We start from the raw sequence: 15,514 nt of genomic DNA, 5'->3' as shown, positions 1-15,514 counted from the left end.
CTGCTGATTGTGGCGCTTTCAGCTGCAGCCGCTGGTGCTGCCGCATCCTTCGCAGACGTAGCAACTGCCGGCGGGGCGCATCTTCGTGCCACACGTCATGCACATGGGCGCGTCGGCGGCCTTGCCCTGCAGCTTCTCGAACAGCTCCGCGGAGGAGTGCACGTCGGCATCCGCCGGTCGGACGGCGGCCGCGCCGGCGCCGGACTTCACCTCGGCGGCCCGAGCGTTCTCGACGGCCGGCACCTGGCCCTGCTGGGGGTCGCGCTTGGGCGCCGGGGTCTGGGAGAAGTTCGCCAGCTCGTCCTCGAGGTCCTCGGACTCATCGGCGGTGTAGGAGCCGGTCTCCAACTGCCGAGCCCGCTCTTCTGCCGAGTGGATGCCGAGGTAGTCGCGGGTCTCGAAGTCGAGGAAGTCCAGCGCCAACCGGCGGAAGACGTAGTCCATGATCGACTGCGCCATCCGCACGTCGGGGTCGTCGGTCAGGCCGGCGGGCTCGAAGCGCAGGTTGGTGAACTTCTCGACGTAGGTCTCCAGCGGGACGCCGTACTGCAGCGCGACGGACACCGCGAGGGAGAAGGCGTCCATGAGACCGGCCAGGGTCGAGCCCTGCTTGCCGAACTTCAGGAAGATCTCGCCGAGTCCGTCGTCGGGGTACGAGCTGGCCGTCAGGTAGCCCTCGGCCCCGCCGACGGAGAACGACGTCGTCTGGGAGTTGCGCCGCTTGGGCAGGCGCTTGCGCACCGGCCGGTACTCGACGACCTTCTCGACGACGGCCTCGCCCGCCCCGGCCGACCCACTCTTGGCCTTGGCGTCGGACAGCGGCTGGCCGACCTTGCAGTTGTCGCGGTAGACCGCCAGTGCCTTGAGCCCGAGCTTCCAGCCCTGCTGATAGACCTCGGCGATCTCCTCGACCGTGGCCTCTTCGGGCAGGTTGACGGTCTTGCTGATGGCGCCGGAGAGGAACGGCTGGCAGGCCGCCATCATCCGCACGTGGCCCATCGGCTGGATCGCTCGGGCGCCCATCGCGCAGTCGAAGACCTCGTAGTGCTCGGTCTTCAGGCCGGGCGCGTCGATGACGTGGCCGTTCTCGGCGATGTACTCGACGATCGCCTCGATCTGCTCGTTCTGGTAGCCCAACTTCTTCAAGGCGCGCGGGATGGTCAGGTTGACGATCTGCATGGAGCCGCCACCGACGAGCTTCTTGAACTTGACCAGCGAGAAGTCGGGTTCGATGCCGGTGGTGTCGCAGTCCATCATGAAGCCGATAGTGCCGGTCGGCGCCAGCACCGAGGCCTGAGCGTTGCGGAAGCCGGAGCGGGCCCCGAGGCGCACGACGTCGTCCCACGCCTTGGTGGCCAGGCGGTGCACGCCCGAGTCCATCTCGTCCAGGGTGCGAATCGTGTCGTTGGCGGCCTGGTGCTTGCGCATCACCCGCTGGTGGGCCTCGGCATTGCGGGCGTACCCCGCGTAGGGACCGACGATGCCGGCCAGTTGCGCCGATCGTCGGTACGCCGCCCCGGTGAGCAGCGAGGTGATCGAGGCCGCCAGCGAGCGGCCCCCTTCGGAGTCGTAGCCGTGGCCGGTGGCCATGAGCAGCGCGCCGAGGTTGGCGTAACCGATGCCCAGTTGGCGGTAGTCGCGGGTGGTCTCACCGATCGACTCCGTCGGGAAGTCGGCGAAGCAGATCGAGATGTCCATCGCGGTGATGACGAGCTCGACGACCTTGGCGAAGGTGGCGGCGTCGAAGGTGTCGTCGTCGCGCAGGAACTTCAGCAGGTTGAGACTCGCCAGGTTGCAGCTGGAGTTGTCCAGGCTCATGTACTCGCTGCAGGGATTGCTCGCGGTGATGCGCCCCGTCTCGGGGTTGGTGTGCCAGTCGTTGATCGTGTCGTCGTACTGGATGCCCGGGTCGGCGCACTCCCACGCGGCCTTGGCGATCTTGCCGAAAAGGGTGCGGGCGTCGATCTCGTCGATGACCTCGCCGGTCATGCGGGCTCGCAGGCCGAAGGTGCGGCCGTCCTCGACGGCGCGCATGAACTCGTCGCTGACGCGCACCGAGTTGTTGGCGTTCTGGTACTGGACGGAGACGATGTCTTTGCCGCCGAGGTCCATGTCGAAGCCGGCGTCGCGCAGCGCGCGGATCTTGTCTTCTTCGCGCGCCTTGGTCTCGACGAACTCCTCGATGTCGGGGTGGTCGACGTCGAGCACAACCATCTTGGCCGCGCGGCGGGTCGCGCCGCCCGACTTGATGGTGCCGGCCGAGGCGTCGGCGCCCCGCATGAAGCTCACCGGCCCCGAGGCGGTGCCGCCGGAGGAGAGCAGCTCCTTGCTGGAGCGGATGCGCGAGAGGTTCAGGCCGGCGCCGGAGCCGCCCTTGAAGATGAACCCCTCCTCCTTGTACCAGTTCAGGATCGAGTCCATGGAGTCGTCGACGGCGAGGATGAAGCACGCGGAGACCTGCTGCGGGCTCGGGGTGCCGACGTTGAACCAGACGGGGCTGTTGAAGCTGAAGATCTGGTGCAGCAGGCAGTGGGTCAACTCGTGCTCGAAGAGGGTGGCGTCTTCCTCGGTGGCCAGGTAGCCGTGCTTCTTACCGGCCGCCACGTACGTCAGCACGACGCGGTCGATGAGCTGGCGCAGCGAGGACTCCCGACGCTCGGTGCCCAGCGCCCCGCGGAAGTACTTCGTGGTCACGATGGTGCTGGCGTTGATCGACCAGAAGTCGGGGAACTCCACACCCCGCTGCTCGAAGATCGTCTCCCCCGTCTTCCAGTTTTGCTGGACGACGTCCCGCTTCTCCCAGGTCACCGCGTCGTAGGGGTGGACACCCTCCGTCGTGAAGATCCGCTCGATCTGCACACCCTTGGGCGCACTCTTTCGTGCCCCTGTGCGCGCACCGGTGGTCTCGGTCATGTGTTGCTTCCTCCTTGCCGCGACGGCGTTGCTGAGCCGTGGCCGGTTGATGCGGCCTGGTCTGGTGACGGTGTGCTGCTTGCTGGGATGAGGACGTCTGCCTCGGGTACATCGGTCCGCGTCTGGCTCAAGTCCCGTTCCGCTCGGAGCAGAGCGATGGCCTCCTCGAAATCGACCAGGGTCTCGAACCCCTGGTAGACGGAGGCGAAGCGCAGATAGGCGATCTCGTCGAGTCGGCGCAACGGGCTCAGGATCGCCAGGCCCACCTCGTGCGCCTCGATCTGTGCCTGCCCGCTGGCGCGCACGGACTCCTCGACCTGTTGCGCCAGCAGTGCCAGATCGTCGTCGCTCACCGGGCGACCCTGGCAGGCCTTGCGGACTCCGGAGACCACCTTGGGGCGACTGAACGGCTCGGTGACCCCGGACCGCTTGATGACCGTCAGGGTCGCGGTCTCGCTGGTGCTGAAACGCCGGCTGCAGGCGGGGCATTGGCGGCGGCGCCGAATCGTGGCGCCGTCGTCGGCCGTCCGACTGTCGATCACGCGGCTGTCGGCGTTTCGGCAGAACGGGCAGTGCATGGCACCTCCTTCTGTAGGCGAGCTCCGTCTGTAGGCGAGCTCCGTGACCTGCGACCGGCACCCGCCGTGCGGACGGAGGGCAGCGGTCATCGGACCCGTCGGGGTCGTGAGATCGTGGGGATGAACCTGTGGACGATGTGTGCACGGACTGTGTGTAACGACCGTCCACCTGGGGACTACATGTGGATGAATAACAGCGGTGTAACCACTAGATGTAGGGATCGTAGGCGTCGATCGCCCCAGGTTCAAGCCGGGCGCGGCCCCGAGCACGATGGGTCGGCGTGTCGTGCCCGCGGCACTCAAAGTGCGACTCAAGACGCGACCAAGCACCCCTCAAGCAATCTCCAAGGCGGGGTAAAGGCGCCGCACGACACCGACCAGGAGTGTGGCGTGCATCACCTCACCCCGACGAGCCACGGCGACACGCCGAAAGCCCCGGACCCTGCCCTTGTAGACGGCTGCCCCACGGGCTCAACTCGCAACAACGCCAGCGGGCCCTGACCTCAGCAGGCGCCGACCTCGGCGCGATCCTCAGAGGGCCGGGATGAGCACATTCTGCCCGGCGACGACCTGGGTGGAGTTCATCTTGTTCAGCTCACGCAGCAGCGCGACCCCTTCGGCCACCGGCCGCTGCGGCAGCTGCTCATAGGCGATCTGCGTCAGCGTCTGGCCCGGCGCGACGGTGACCGCCCGGTCGGCGACCAAGGGACCAGGTGCGCTCAGCCGGCCAACAGCCGAGCAGGCCAGCAGGCTCAGTACGGCGAACGCCGCGAGGGTGCGCAGCAGCCGACCCCGCCGGGTCAACCGCAGCGGCAAAGCCGCACCCCTGCGAGCACCCGACCGTGCACCCCTGGCCACCTCCGGCGCGACGGCCGAGCCCGGGGTCAAGCCTGCGACCCAGCCCGGGTGCAGGTCGACCGCATCGCTGCCCGCGGGCACGAGCCGCAAGGCCGGCCGGGGCGCCTGCCGCGCCGACTTCTTAGGTGCCGCAACGGGCATCGCGACAACGCTCATGAGTGCCTCCCGCTCCGTCGCCCGCTTTCGACGGGCAACTCCTCGTCCATCGCCAGCCACCACGGCGATCGAATGTCGCCGACAGCACTACTGTTCGATAGAACATCTGTCCGTATAACATCACAGGATCGAACTCGTGTCCAGACACGCCGCCACACATCCTGCTACTGATGTACGACGGGCAGGTAGACTCCCGCTTGACATCCACTCAAGCAGCGACCACCGACAAGATTCGGCGTCTGGCCGCTGACCAGCGGTTTCACCATCAGGCGGCTCGATCAAGGGCTGCGACGAGGACTGGCCCCAGGAGGACCGACATGGCCGACATCCACGAGTTGCCCGAGCGCCCGGTGAAGCGGGGGCTCACCGGCAGACAGCGCAAGGTGCTGCTCGTCATCCGCAATTCCGTTGAGAGCCGCGGATATCCCCCGAGCCTGCGGGAGATCGGCCAAGCGGTCGGCCTGACGAGCCCGAGCAGCGTGGCCCACCAGCTGGGCGCGCTGGAGCGTAAGGGCTACCTGCGACGCGACCCCAACCGGCCCAGGGCGCTGGAGATCGTGGCGCTGCCCGACAACTTCCCGGGCGCCCCGACCGACGAGGACGAGACCGGCATCAACGACCAGAAGCCGGCGGCCAGCTATGTGCCGGTCCTCGGCCGCATCGCCGCGGGCGTGCCGATCACCGCCGACGAGGTGGTCGAGGACGTCTTCCCGCTGCCCAAGCAGATCGTCGGCGAGGGCGACCTGTTCCTGCTCAAGGTCAGCGGCGACTCCATGGTCGATGCTGCGATCTGTGACGGTGACTGGGTCGTGGTGCGCCAGCAGCCGACGGCCGACAACGGCGAGATCGTCGCCGCGCTGCTGGACAACGAGGCGACGGTCAAGACGTTCAAGCGCGTCGACGGCCACCTGTGGCTCATGCCGCACAACCCGGCCTACGAGCCGATCAACGGCGACCACGCGACGATCCTCGGCAAGGTGACCGCGGTCCTGCGCCGCGTCTGAGAGAGCCCGCGACGCGGCCCTCGTCCCGCCCGGCGAGGGTCGCGTCGCGTCATACACCGATCCCGAATGGCCCGGGACGTCCCGGCCGGGCCACGGCCCGGTCAGTCAGCCGGTCAGTCAGGTCGTACGGTCGGCCGCTGTGGCCAGCGCCGGCAGAACCTCTCCTAGCGGACCGGTGAGGCGCAGCGTCGCCAGCTCGTCGCCGCGGGTCGGTCCGTTGGTCACGATGGCGACGGGGAGCCCCATCCGGGCCGCGCGGCGGACGAACCGCAGCCCCGACATCACGGCCAGCGACGACCCGAGCACGAGCAGACTCCGCGCCGATTCGATCCGCTCGAAGCAGCGAGCCACGACGTCGCGGTGCGCCGACTCGCCGAAGAACACGACGTCGGGCTTGAGCTGGTCGCCGCCGCAGTCCTCGCAGGCGGCGACCCGGAAGTCGGTCACCAGCTCCCCGGGCAGTTCGACGTCACCGTCGGGGCGGATGGAGCCTCGCGCGGCGTGCGCGACCTGCGCGAATCCGGGATTGAGTCGCCCCAGGGCGGCTTGCAGGTGTTCGCGCCGGAAGACAGCGGAGCAGTCGAGGCAGACGACTGTCGTCAGGGTGCCGTGCAACTCCAGCACGGTGCCGCTACCCGCCTCCTGGTGCAGGCCGTCGACGTTCTGGGTGATGACCGCATCGACGAGTCCGCGACGCTCCAGCTCGGCCAGGGCCACGTGCCCGACGTTGGGTCGGGCTGCTCGAAAGCGGTCCCAGCCCACGTAGGCGCGCGACCAGTAGTGCCGTGCGCCGTACTCGTCGCGAAACTGATCGATCGTCATCGGGGTCACGCGGCGTGCCCCGTCGGGTCCGCGATAGTCGGGGATGCCCGACTCGGTCGACATACCCGCCCCGGTGAGGGCGACCACTCCCCCGCCGTTGACCAGTTCGCGCAAGTCGGCGAGCGTGCCCGTGACCGTCGGCAGCGCCCCCGGCGGCGGACGCCAGGAGGACGGCGTGACCCGCAGCGGCGGGATCGAGTCGGTCGCCTTCACAACGCCCATTCTGCGCAGCCCGGATCGACGATGCGGGCGCGGGGTCTGCCAGTTTGGCCCGCGTCGCCGGTAACACAGCGTTATGCTTTCCCAATGATCGACACTGCTGGCTTTCGTGTGATGCGCGCCATCGCCGAGGAGGGCAGTTTCACGGCTGCCGCGCTGGCACTGGGGTACTCCCAGCCGGCCGTCTCGCAGATGGTGCGCCGCTTGGAACAGCGCACCGGCACTGCGCTGGTCGAGCGGGTGGGCCGCTCGGTGCGGCTGACCGAGGCGGGGCAGGTGCTCGCCCGGCACGCGGTCAACGTGTTGGCCTCGTTGGACGCCGCGGAGGAGGAGATCGCCGCGATCACCGGCCTGCGCGCCGGGCGGGTGCGGCTCATGGCTTTCCCGTCCTCCTCCTCGACGTTGGTGCCGATGGCGCTGGCGCAGGTGCGCAGCGACCATCCCGGCATCAGCGTGACCTTCACGGAGGCGGAGCCGCCCGAGTCGCTGGCGGCGCTCCGGGCCGGCGACTGCGATATCGCGGTCGCGTTCTCCTACGAGGGCACAGATCTGGCTCGGGGGGAGGAGAGCCTCGACGCGTTCGTCACGTATCCGCTGCTCGAGGATGAGGTGCATCTGGCTCTGCCCCGCGATCACCCTCGGGCCGCCGACGGAGTCGTGCGGCTCGAGGACCTCGCGGACGAGGACTGGATTGCCGGCTGTCCCCGCTGCCGGGGGCACCTGCTGCAGGTCTGCTCGAACGCTGGCTATGTACCGCGGGTCGCGTTCGAGACCGAGGACTATGTCACCGTGCTCTCGTTCGTCGCCAATCGGCTCGGCATCGCGCTCATCCCGGGGCTCATCATGCGCAACACTTCGCACCCGGATGTCGTGACGGTGCCGATCGACCCCCCGTCGCGACGCACCGTCTACGCCGTCACCACCCCGGATCTGCAGCGCGTCCCGGCCGTGGCGACCACCCTCGATGCGCTGTGCCACGGCGCCCGCTCGCTGGGCATCGGCGAAGGTCTGTGCACCGCCAACAGTTGAGTCGCGCCTGGAGAGCTCGACGTCTCAGCCGCGGGAGCGGGTGACGAAGATGGGGGTGCGGGCCTCGGGAGCGGGCGGGTCCGCGCCGGAGAGGATGATGTCGCCGTCGCGGTCGGTGCGCAGCACGGTGGCGCCAGCCTGGGTGTACGCGGCCATGGCGCTGGGGGCGGGGTGGCCGTAGGTGTTGTCGGCGCCGACGCTGATCACCGCGACCGGTGCGGCGATCTCGCGGACGAGCGTGCGATCAAGGTTCGCGGAGCCGTGGTGGGCGACCTTGACGACATCGACCGGCCGCGGGTCGGGGTCGGTCCGTAAGTCCCGGGCCAGCACGGCGGCCTCCTCCCGTTCGATGTCGGCGAGCAGCAACAGCCGCAGGCGGGAGGTCCGCACGTCGAGCACGACGCTGTTGTTGTTCGGGGGTGATCCTTCGGCGGTGATCCGGGCCGGGGCGCGGGCGGCGACCTGCACGCCCTCGAAGTCGAAGTGCGAGCCGGCGCCGACGGCCACCGGTGTCAGCCCCGCCTCGGCTGCCCACTGCCCCACCAGCCGCACCTGGTACGCCGGGTCGGGCAGCGGGCTGACGTAGAGGGCGCCGACGCTGCGCCCCGCCAGCGCACCGGGCAACCCGGCGACGTGGTCGTCGTGGAAGTGGGTGAGGAAGATCGCGTCGAGGGCGGTGATCGCCATCCGGTCCAGGCAGCCCCGGATCGCGCTCGGGTCGGGGCCGGCGTCGACGAGCACCGCGCGACCCGGCCCGGTCGCCACGAGCAGTGCATCTCCCTGCCCCACGTCGCAGGCGGTGAACGCCCACTGCGCGGGTGGCTGCGCTCGCGGCGTCGGCCAGATCAGCGCGAGCAGAAGTACCCCGGCCCCTGCGGCCCGCCACGGATGACGACGCGCCTGATGCAGCGCGTACGGCGCACAGAGCAGCGCCAGAATCGTCACGACCGCCAGGAGCAGGGCTCCCGAGGTGCCGTCGACCCAGGGCATCGTGCCGAACGGCACCGGAGCCAGGCTGTGCGCGATGAGCGCGATGACCCACGCGGGCATCCCGGCCAGCCACGCACACATGGTGCCCGCCGGCAGCCAGAGCGCGGCGGTCAGCGCGGCGAGGACCCCGGCGATCGTGGCGGGCGCCACGAACGGGGCGGCAGCCAGATTGGCCAGGATGCCGACGATCGGCACCGAGCCCTGCAGCAGCACGATGACGGGGGCGCAGGTCGCCTGCGCGGCGAGCGGGATCGCGGTCGCGTCGGCCAGCGGGCGGGCCCAGCCCGGCAACCATCGGCCCATCGCCTCGCCCCACGGGCGGGCGAACGCCAGCAGGCCGAAGGTCGCCAGGGTCGACAGGGCGAACCCGAAGGACCGGGCGAGCCATGGGTCGGCCACGAGCAGCACGGTCACGGCGGTCCCCAACGCCGACGGCCCCAGAGAGCGACGGGCCGCGGTCATGCCCAGGAGCCCGACGCCGCCCATGACGGCGGCCCGCACCACGCTGGGGTCGGGCCGGGCGAGCACGACGAAGCCCACGATGGCGGCGCCGGCCAGCAGCGGGCGCCAACGGCGGCGCACCCCCAGCAACCCCGACAGCAGGACCGCCGCGCCGACGATGACCGTGACGTTGCTGCCTGAGACGGCCGTCAGATGGGTCATGCCGGTGATTCGCATGTCCTCGGTCAGCGACTCCGGGGTCAGGCTGCGGTCGCCGATGACGAGGCCGGGCAGCAGACCCCGCGGGTCGGGCGGCAAGGGTGCGACCGCCTGCCGCAAGCGCCCGCGCGCGTGTTCGGCCAGGCGCAGCATCGCACCCGCAGGGGCGACCGATTCAACGGACCCGGTGGCGGCCAGCCAGGCCACGGCGCGGTCGCCGGGTTCCGCCGGACCCAAGCGACCTGTGAGCCGGATGCGTTGGCGCCACTGCAGGTCGGCCAGGTCCGCGGGGCCGATGAGCATGACGGAGGTGCGAACGGCGGTCGTGTGGCCGCGGGCGGTCACGGCGGTGACGACGAGGCGGGCCATCGCACGCGGTGCGCGCCGTTCGGCATCGACGGGTAGGAGGCGGGGGTCCTCCGCGATGGTGGCCTCCACCGTGGCGACTGCGCGAGCCGCCGCGAGTTCGGCCAACGGCCCCGCGTCGCGCACCGCCAGCTGGCCTGCCGCGCTGACACACAGCATGCCGGTGATGAGGCCGGTCAGGATCGCGGCGGTGCGCCCGGCGCCGCAGGCCCGCCCCACCGCTGCCAGCAACACGGTGGAGCGAGTCCCGACTCGAGCTGCCCGAAAGGTCTCGGCCGGCGCGAGGTCCGCGACGGCTGCTTGGGCATCGCAGGTCCGACCCAGCGGCGGAGAACCGCCACGCCGCGCCCGATGCAAGACCACGGGCACCAGCGCGGCCCCGGCGGCCAGGGATAAGGCCGCCAGTCCGACGAGCCCGACCGATTCCGCCGCCCAGCCCGCGCCGAGCGCCACGACGAGCACGGCCCACCCGACTGCGGCGGCCAGCAGCAGTCGCACGTCCAAGACCTTGGCCGCACCGGTCTTCCCGCCGCCGGTTGAGCCTGCGCGGCGCAGCTGCGCCCGCGTCGAGTCGCGCACCGTCACACGCGCACATGCGGGCGGAGCCGCTCCAAGGTCTTAGGACCGATGCCGGCGACCTCGGCGAGCTCGTCGACGGAGCCGAAACGCCCGTTCTGGGCCCGCCAGTCGAGGATCTTCTGGGCGGTCACCGGGCCAACCCCCGGCAGCGTGTCGAGCGCGGCGACATCCGCGCTGTTGAGGTCGACCTGCCCAGCCCCGCCACCGGACCCGCCGGACCCGCCCGATCCGCCGGCTCCGCCCGGGCCCGGAGCCGCCGGCCCGCCCGTGCCGCCGGGGGCAGCCGGTGGTCGGGCTTGCCCCTTGGCAAGTACGACCACCTGTTCGCCGTCAGCAGCCGCGCGGGCCAGGTTGACGCTCGCCGGGTCCGCCGCAGCGCTCAGCCCGCCGCAGCGGCGCACGGCGTCGCCGATCCGCGCCCCGGCGTCCAGGCGCACGAGGCCCGGCTTCTTGACCGCCCCCACGACGTGCACCACGATCTGCCCGGCGGGCCCCACCCCTGGGCTCCCGGGGTCCCCGGGCGCCCCAGCGAACCCGGACTGGGTCTGCTGGCCCGCCGTCGGCGCCTGCTCGGTGGCGGTTGCCGAGCCGACCTGGTGGGCCGCGCCGGCGCTGGGCGCCGGCTGGCCGGGAACAGAGGGCGCGGTGATCGTGGCCGCCGCCCCGTCGGCCGGGGAATCTTCGGCCGGGGAAGCTCCCGCGGAGCCCCCCAGCGCAGCCACCGGGACGGGCTGGGCGGACGACTGCGCCAACCACACCCGAACCCCGACCACGCCCGCGACGACGCACAGCGCCACGACGACGCCGAGCAGCGCCAGCGGCGAGACCCGCACGCGAGCGCCGCGCAGCGTTCCCGGCAACTGCATCGGCCGCACGAACGGATCGGTCACCTCGCGCGGCACTCTATGCCGCACCACCGGCCCAATCGGCTCCAGCTCGGGCACATCCTGCTCCACCGAATCCCACGCCAGCAGGCCCAGCTCCGCCGTCCCCTGGTCGCTCGCCTCCTGGTCGCTCGCCTCCTGCTCGCTCGCCTCCTGCTCGCTCGCCTCCTGCTCGCTCGTCTCCTGCTCCGTGACGTCCGTCGGATCCTGCGGCTCGCCCGGCAGATCGGCCTGCCACTCCCACGCACCAGACCACCGATCAGGCGGCGGCGCGGGCTCGCCGGCGGACACGCGTCTGCCCAGGAGGCTGCGCAGCCGCGGTTCGTCGCTGGAACTCGCCTCGCCGCGCCAGGGACCGTTGTCGCCGCGATAGCCGTCGGTACGAGATCGGGCCATGTGCCAGACCGTAGATCGATCGCCCCGCGCCGCGCTCGCGGCAGCCCCCGGGCCTGTGGATGGACCGCACGCCGACCCGGGGCCTGTGGACAACCGTTCGCCCTGTCGTTACCCGGAGGCGTGGTCAGCCCCCAGGATCGCCGTCCCTTGGCAGACCCGCGCAGTCGTCGGCTCCCTAGGCGGGCGCGATGACTGCGGCGACGGTGCCGGGACCAAGGTGCACGGAGAGCACGGCGGGCAGCTCACGGATCTGCACGGGCAACTCCGAGTCGGCGGCCTCCACCAGGTCGGCGGCGAGGTTCTCGGCGTAGTCGAGGGCGTCGGCGTGCTGGATGGCGACGCGGGTGCCTGGTCCCCCGGCGGCCACCGCCTCGCCGGCCAACTGCGCGAGTCGCGCCAACGCGCGCCCGCTGGTGCGCAGCTTTTCCACCGGCTCGACGTGACCGCCGGCGAGCGCGATGATCGGCTTGATCGCCAACGCCCCACCGAGGAACGACGCGGCCGCGCCGATGCGGCCTCCCCGGCGCAGGCAGTCCAGGCTGTGCACGTAACACAACACTGTGGAGTTGCGGGTGCGCCGGGCCAGCGCCGCCCCCACCGCGTCCGCCAACTCCGGCGCCGAGCGCCCGTCGCCGAACGCCTCCGGCTCACGCAGCTCCCGCGCGGCTGTCTCGACCGCGAAGCCCAGGCCGAGTCCGGTGGAGCCGGAGTCGACGACCCGCACCGGCACGGGGGCCTCCCGGGCGGCGAGGTGCGCCGCGTCGCAGGTCCCCGACAGTTGCGCGGACAGGTGCGCCGAGACGATCGCAGTGGCCCCGGCGTCGGCGAGCGCCTCGTAGCAGGCGAGCATCGCCGCCGGAGAGGGCCGCGACGTGCTGACCCGCCGCCCCTTTCGCAGCGCCTCGATGACCTCCTGCGGGCTGATGTCGACACCTTCGGTGAACTCCTCGTCGTCCACGACGACGTGCAGCGGCACCACGCTCACCCGCAGGTCACGCGCCTCCGAGGAGGTCAACGCCGCCGTCGAGTCGGTGACGAGCGCGACCGGACCGACCGGCGCGGCCTCCTCCTGCGGCGCCATCACCGCTGAACCCGCTCGCCCACTCGTCAGTTCGCGACGATGTTGACGAGATTCGGCGCGCGCACGATGACCTTGCGCACCGTCTTGCCGTCGAGCAGCGCGGCGATCCGCGGCTCGGCCTTGGCCAGCTCGACCAGCGCGTCGTCGTCGATGTCGGCGGGCACCTCGATGCGGGCCCGCACCTTACCGAGCACCTGCACGACACACGTGACGCTCTCCTGCACCAGGTACGCGGGGTCGGCCACGGGGAACGGCTGGTACACGATCGTGTCGGTGTGCCCCAGTCGGTGCCACAGCTCCTCGGCGATGTGCGGGGCGACGGGCGCGACCATCGTCACCAGCGGCTCGACGATCTCCCGCGGCGAGCGGCCCAACTTGGTCAGGGCGTTGGTCAACTCGATGAGCTTGGCGATGGCCACGTTGAACCGCAGGTTGGCGTAGTCGACATCGACGGCCTCGATGGTGCGGTGCAGCAGCCGCCGCAGCTCTTCGTCGGCCGGCTCGTCGCTGACCGTCGCCGCGCCGGTCTCCTCATCGACGACGGTGCGCCACAGCCGTTGCAGGAAGCGTTGCGCGCCGACGACCGCGCGAGTCTCCCAGGGCTTGGACAGCTCGAGGGGACCCATGCTCATCTCGTAGACGCGGAAGGTGTCGGCGCCGTACTGCTCGTACATCTCGTCGGGCGACACGACGTTCTTCAGCGACTTGCCCATCTTGCCGTACTCGCGCACGGCTTTCTCGCCCTGCCAGGTGTAGACGGCCCGGCCGGAGTCGTCGAGCGACTCCTCGATCTCGGCGGCGGGCAGCACCTGCCCGCGTTCGTTGCGGAAGGCGTAGGCCTGGATGTAGCCCTGGTTGAACAGGCGTCGGAACGGTTCGGCGCTGCTGACGTGGCCCAGGTCGAAGAGCACCTTGTGCCAGAACCGGCTGTACAGCAGGTGCAGCACGGCGTGCTCGACGCCGCCGACGTACAGGTCGACGCCGCCCACGTCGCCCAGCCCGGCGGGCGAGCCCGCGACCGGCTGTGCCTGCGGACCCATCCAGTACCGCTCGACCTCCGGGTCGACGAAGGCCACCTCGTTGGCCGGGTCCAGATAGCGCAGCTCGTACCAGCAGGAGCCGGCCCACTGCGGCATGACGTTCAGTTCGCGCGTGTAGGTGCGCGGACCGTCCCCCAGGTCCAGTTCGACGCTGGCCCAGTCGGTGGCGCGCGCCAGCGGCGGAGTCGGCTCGCTCGTCACGTCGTTGGGGTCCAGCTTCTGCGGGGAGTAGTCGTCGACCTCCGGCAGCGTCACCGGCAGCATCGAGTCGGGCAGCCCGACGGGCAACCCGTCCTCGTCGTAGACGATGGGAAACGGCTCGCCCCAGTACCGCTGGCGGCTGAACAGCCAGTCGCGCAGCTTGTAGGTGACGGTGCCGCGGCCGGTGCCCTTGCCCTCCAGGTACTCGATCATCGCGGCCTTGGCCTGTGCGACCCCCATGCCGTTGAGGTCGAGGTCGGCGTTGGCGGAGTTGATCGCTGGGCCGTCGCCGACGAACGCCTGGTCGTCAGGGTGCTCGGGGGTGGGCTGGACGGTGCGGATGATGTCCAGATCGAACGCCTGGGCGAAGTCCCAGTCGCGGGCGTCCTGGCCGGGCACGGCCATGATCGCGCCGGTGCCATAACCCATCAGCACGTAGTCCGCGACGAACACCGGGACGGCCCGACCGTCGACCGGGTTGACCGCGAAAGCCCCGGTGAAGACGCCGGTCTTCTCCTTGACCTCGCTCTGGCGCTCCAGGTCGGTCTTGCGGGCGGCGGCCTGCACGTAGGCGTCGACGGCGGCGCGCGGGCTGTCCGCGCCGGCCCGCCACGCTTCCCGGGTGCCCTCGGGCCAGGAGTCCGGCACCAGGCGTTCGACGAGCGGATGCTCGGGAGCCAGCACCATGAACGTGGCACCGAACAGCGTGTCGGGCCGGGTCGTGAAGACCTCGATGTTCTCCTGCGCCCCGTCGATCGTGCGCACCGCGAAATCGACGTTGGCGCCGGTGGAGCGGCCGATCCAGTTGCGCTGCATCAGCTTGACGGGTTCGGGCCAGTCGACCCGGTCCAGGTCGAACAGCAGCCTGTCGGCGTAGGTGGTGATGCGCATCATCCACTGGCGCATGTTGCGCTTGAAGACCGGAAAGTTGCCGATGTCGCTGCGGCCGTCGGCGGTGACCTCTTCGTTGGCCAGCACCGTGCCCAGCCCCGGGCACCAGTTGACCGGCGCCTGCGAGACGTACGCCAAGCGGTACCCGTTGATGATGGTGCGCTGCTCGACGTCGGTCAGGTCGGCCCAGGCGCGCCCGTCGGCGGGGGTGCGCTCCCCGGAGGCGAACTGCGCCTCCAACTCAGCGATCGGGCGGGCGCGGCCGGTGGTGCCGGCGGCGTTGGGGGCGGCCGGATCGAACCACGCGTTGAACAGCTGCAGGAAGATCCACTGCGTCCAGCGGTAGAACGCGACGTCGGTCGTGGCGACCGACCGGCGCTCGTCGTGCCCCAGCCCCAGGCGGGCCAGCTGACGGCGCATGGTCGCGATGTTGTTCTCCGTCGTGATGCGCGGGTGCTGACCGGTCTGGATGGCGTACTGCTCGGCGGGCAGGCCGAAGGCGTCGTAGCCCACGGTGTGCAGCACGTTCTTGCCCGTCATCCGCTGATGCCGGGCGAAGGCGTCGGTGGCGATATAACCCAGCGGGTGCCCGACGTGCAGCCCTGCCCCGGAGGGATAGGGGAACATGTCGAGCACGAACATCTTGGGCTGGTCCTCGACGTCTGGCTCGCCCCACGGGCCGGCGGGGTTGGCGGCGTGGTAGGTGCCCTGCTCGCTCCAGCGTTGCTGCCAGTCACGCTCGATGCGGTCGGCCAGTTCCGCCGTGTAGCGGTGAGGATGGGAGGCCGTGGTGTCAGTCATCCGTTTCTTCTCCTACAAGCGGGGGCGGCTCGTGGCCACTCCGGGT

At 70.8% G+C, this 15,514-nt stretch carries 9 protein-coding genes and 1 pseudogene; 2 read left to right on the top strand and 8 right to left on the bottom strand.

Going from position 1 to position 15,514, the window contains the following annotated elements:
• Window positions 1-18: 18 nt before the first annotated feature.
• The 3 genes and pseudogenes from KILIM_RS01555 to KILIM_RS01545 form a co-directional block, all read right to left on the bottom strand.
• The gene (locus KILIM_RS01555; RefSeq protein ID WP_006590848.1) at window positions 19-2,913 is read right to left on the bottom strand and encodes a vitamin B12-dependent ribonucleotide reductase; all 2,895 of its coding nucleotides are present in this window, start codon (window positions 2,911-2,913) and stop codon (window positions 19-21) included.
• Between the two features lie 131 nt (window positions 2,914-3,044).
• Window positions 3,045-3,491: pseudogene (gene nrdR / locus KILIM_RS01550) on the bottom strand (transcriptional regulator NrdR); the annotation flags it as partial.
• A gap of 531 nt (window positions 3,492-4,022) precedes the next feature.
• Window positions 4,023-4,505, bottom strand: a complete 483-nt coding sequence (locus tag KILIM_RS01545) for a LysM peptidoglycan-binding domain-containing protein (protein WP_006590846.1) — start codon at window positions 4,503-4,505, stop codon at window positions 4,023-4,025.
• A 317-nt stretch (window positions 4,506-4,822) separates the two neighbouring features.
• Here KILIM_RS01545 and lexA point away from each other — a divergent pair, with 317 nt between their 5' ends.
• Window positions 4,823-5,509 carry a transcriptional repressor LexA gene (lexA, locus tag KILIM_RS01540; protein ID WP_006590845.1) on the top strand — a complete coding sequence of 229 codons (687 nt, stop codon included), beginning with the start codon at window positions 4,823-4,825 and terminating at the stop codon, window positions 5,507-5,509.
• A gap of 117 nt (window positions 5,510-5,626) precedes the next feature.
• Here the strand turns inward: lexA and KILIM_RS01535 are convergent, their stop codons facing one another.
• Window positions 5,627-6,553, bottom strand: coding sequence for a Sir2 family NAD-dependent protein deacetylase (locus KILIM_RS01535; RefSeq protein WP_083875822.1), 927 nt, complete (start codon window positions 6,551-6,553; stop codon window positions 5,627-5,629).
• A gap of 84 nt (window positions 6,554-6,637) precedes the next feature.
• Here KILIM_RS01535 and KILIM_RS01530 point away from each other — a divergent pair, with 84 nt between their 5' ends.
• Window positions 6,638-7,579: a LysR family transcriptional regulator gene (locus KILIM_RS01530; RefSeq protein ID WP_040561806.1), complete on the top strand. Its 942-nt coding sequence runs from the start codon at window positions 6,638-6,640 to the stop codon at window positions 7,577-7,579.
• 24 nt (window positions 7,580-7,603) lie between these two features.
• Here KILIM_RS01530 and KILIM_RS01525 read toward each other — a convergent pair whose 3' ends face one another.
• The 4 genes from KILIM_RS01525 to leuS all read right to left on the bottom strand — a co-directional run bounded on the left by KILIM_RS01525 (window position 7,604) and on the right by leuS (window position 15,468).
• On the bottom strand, window positions 7,604-10,180 hold the full coding sequence (locus tag KILIM_RS01525; RefSeq protein WP_006590842.1) for a ComEC/Rec2 family competence protein: 2,577 nt from the start codon (window positions 10,178-10,180) through the stop codon (window positions 7,604-7,606).
• Window positions 10,177-11,454 (bottom strand): ComEA family DNA-binding protein, encoded by a 1,278-nt coding sequence (locus tag KILIM_RS24815; protein ID WP_006590841.1) that lies wholly within the window; start codon window positions 11,452-11,454, stop codon window positions 10,177-10,179. The genes KILIM_RS01525 and KILIM_RS24815 overlap by 4 nt, the downstream gene beginning before the upstream one ends.
• Before the next feature lie 175 nt (window positions 11,455-11,629).
• Complete coding sequence (locus KILIM_RS01515; RefSeq protein WP_040561805.1) at window positions 11,630-12,535, bottom strand: DegV family protein; 906 nt, start codon at window positions 12,533-12,535, stop codon at window positions 11,630-11,632.
• Window positions 12,536-12,561: 26 nt separating this feature from the next.
• Window positions 12,562-15,468 carry a leucine--tRNA ligase gene (leuS, locus tag KILIM_RS01510; RefSeq protein ID WP_006590839.1) on the bottom strand — a complete coding sequence of 969 codons (2,907 nt, stop codon included), beginning with the start codon at window positions 15,466-15,468 and terminating at the stop codon, window positions 12,562-12,564.
• Window positions 15,469-15,514 lie beyond the last annotated feature (46 nt).

The organism is Kineosphaera limosa NBRC 100340, assembly GCF_000298215.1.
Taxonomy (GTDB): domain Bacteria; phylum Actinomycetota; class Actinomycetes; order Actinomycetales; family Dermatophilaceae; genus Kineosphaera; species Kineosphaera limosa.
This window is presented reverse-complemented; position numbering and strand designations above follow the sequence as displayed.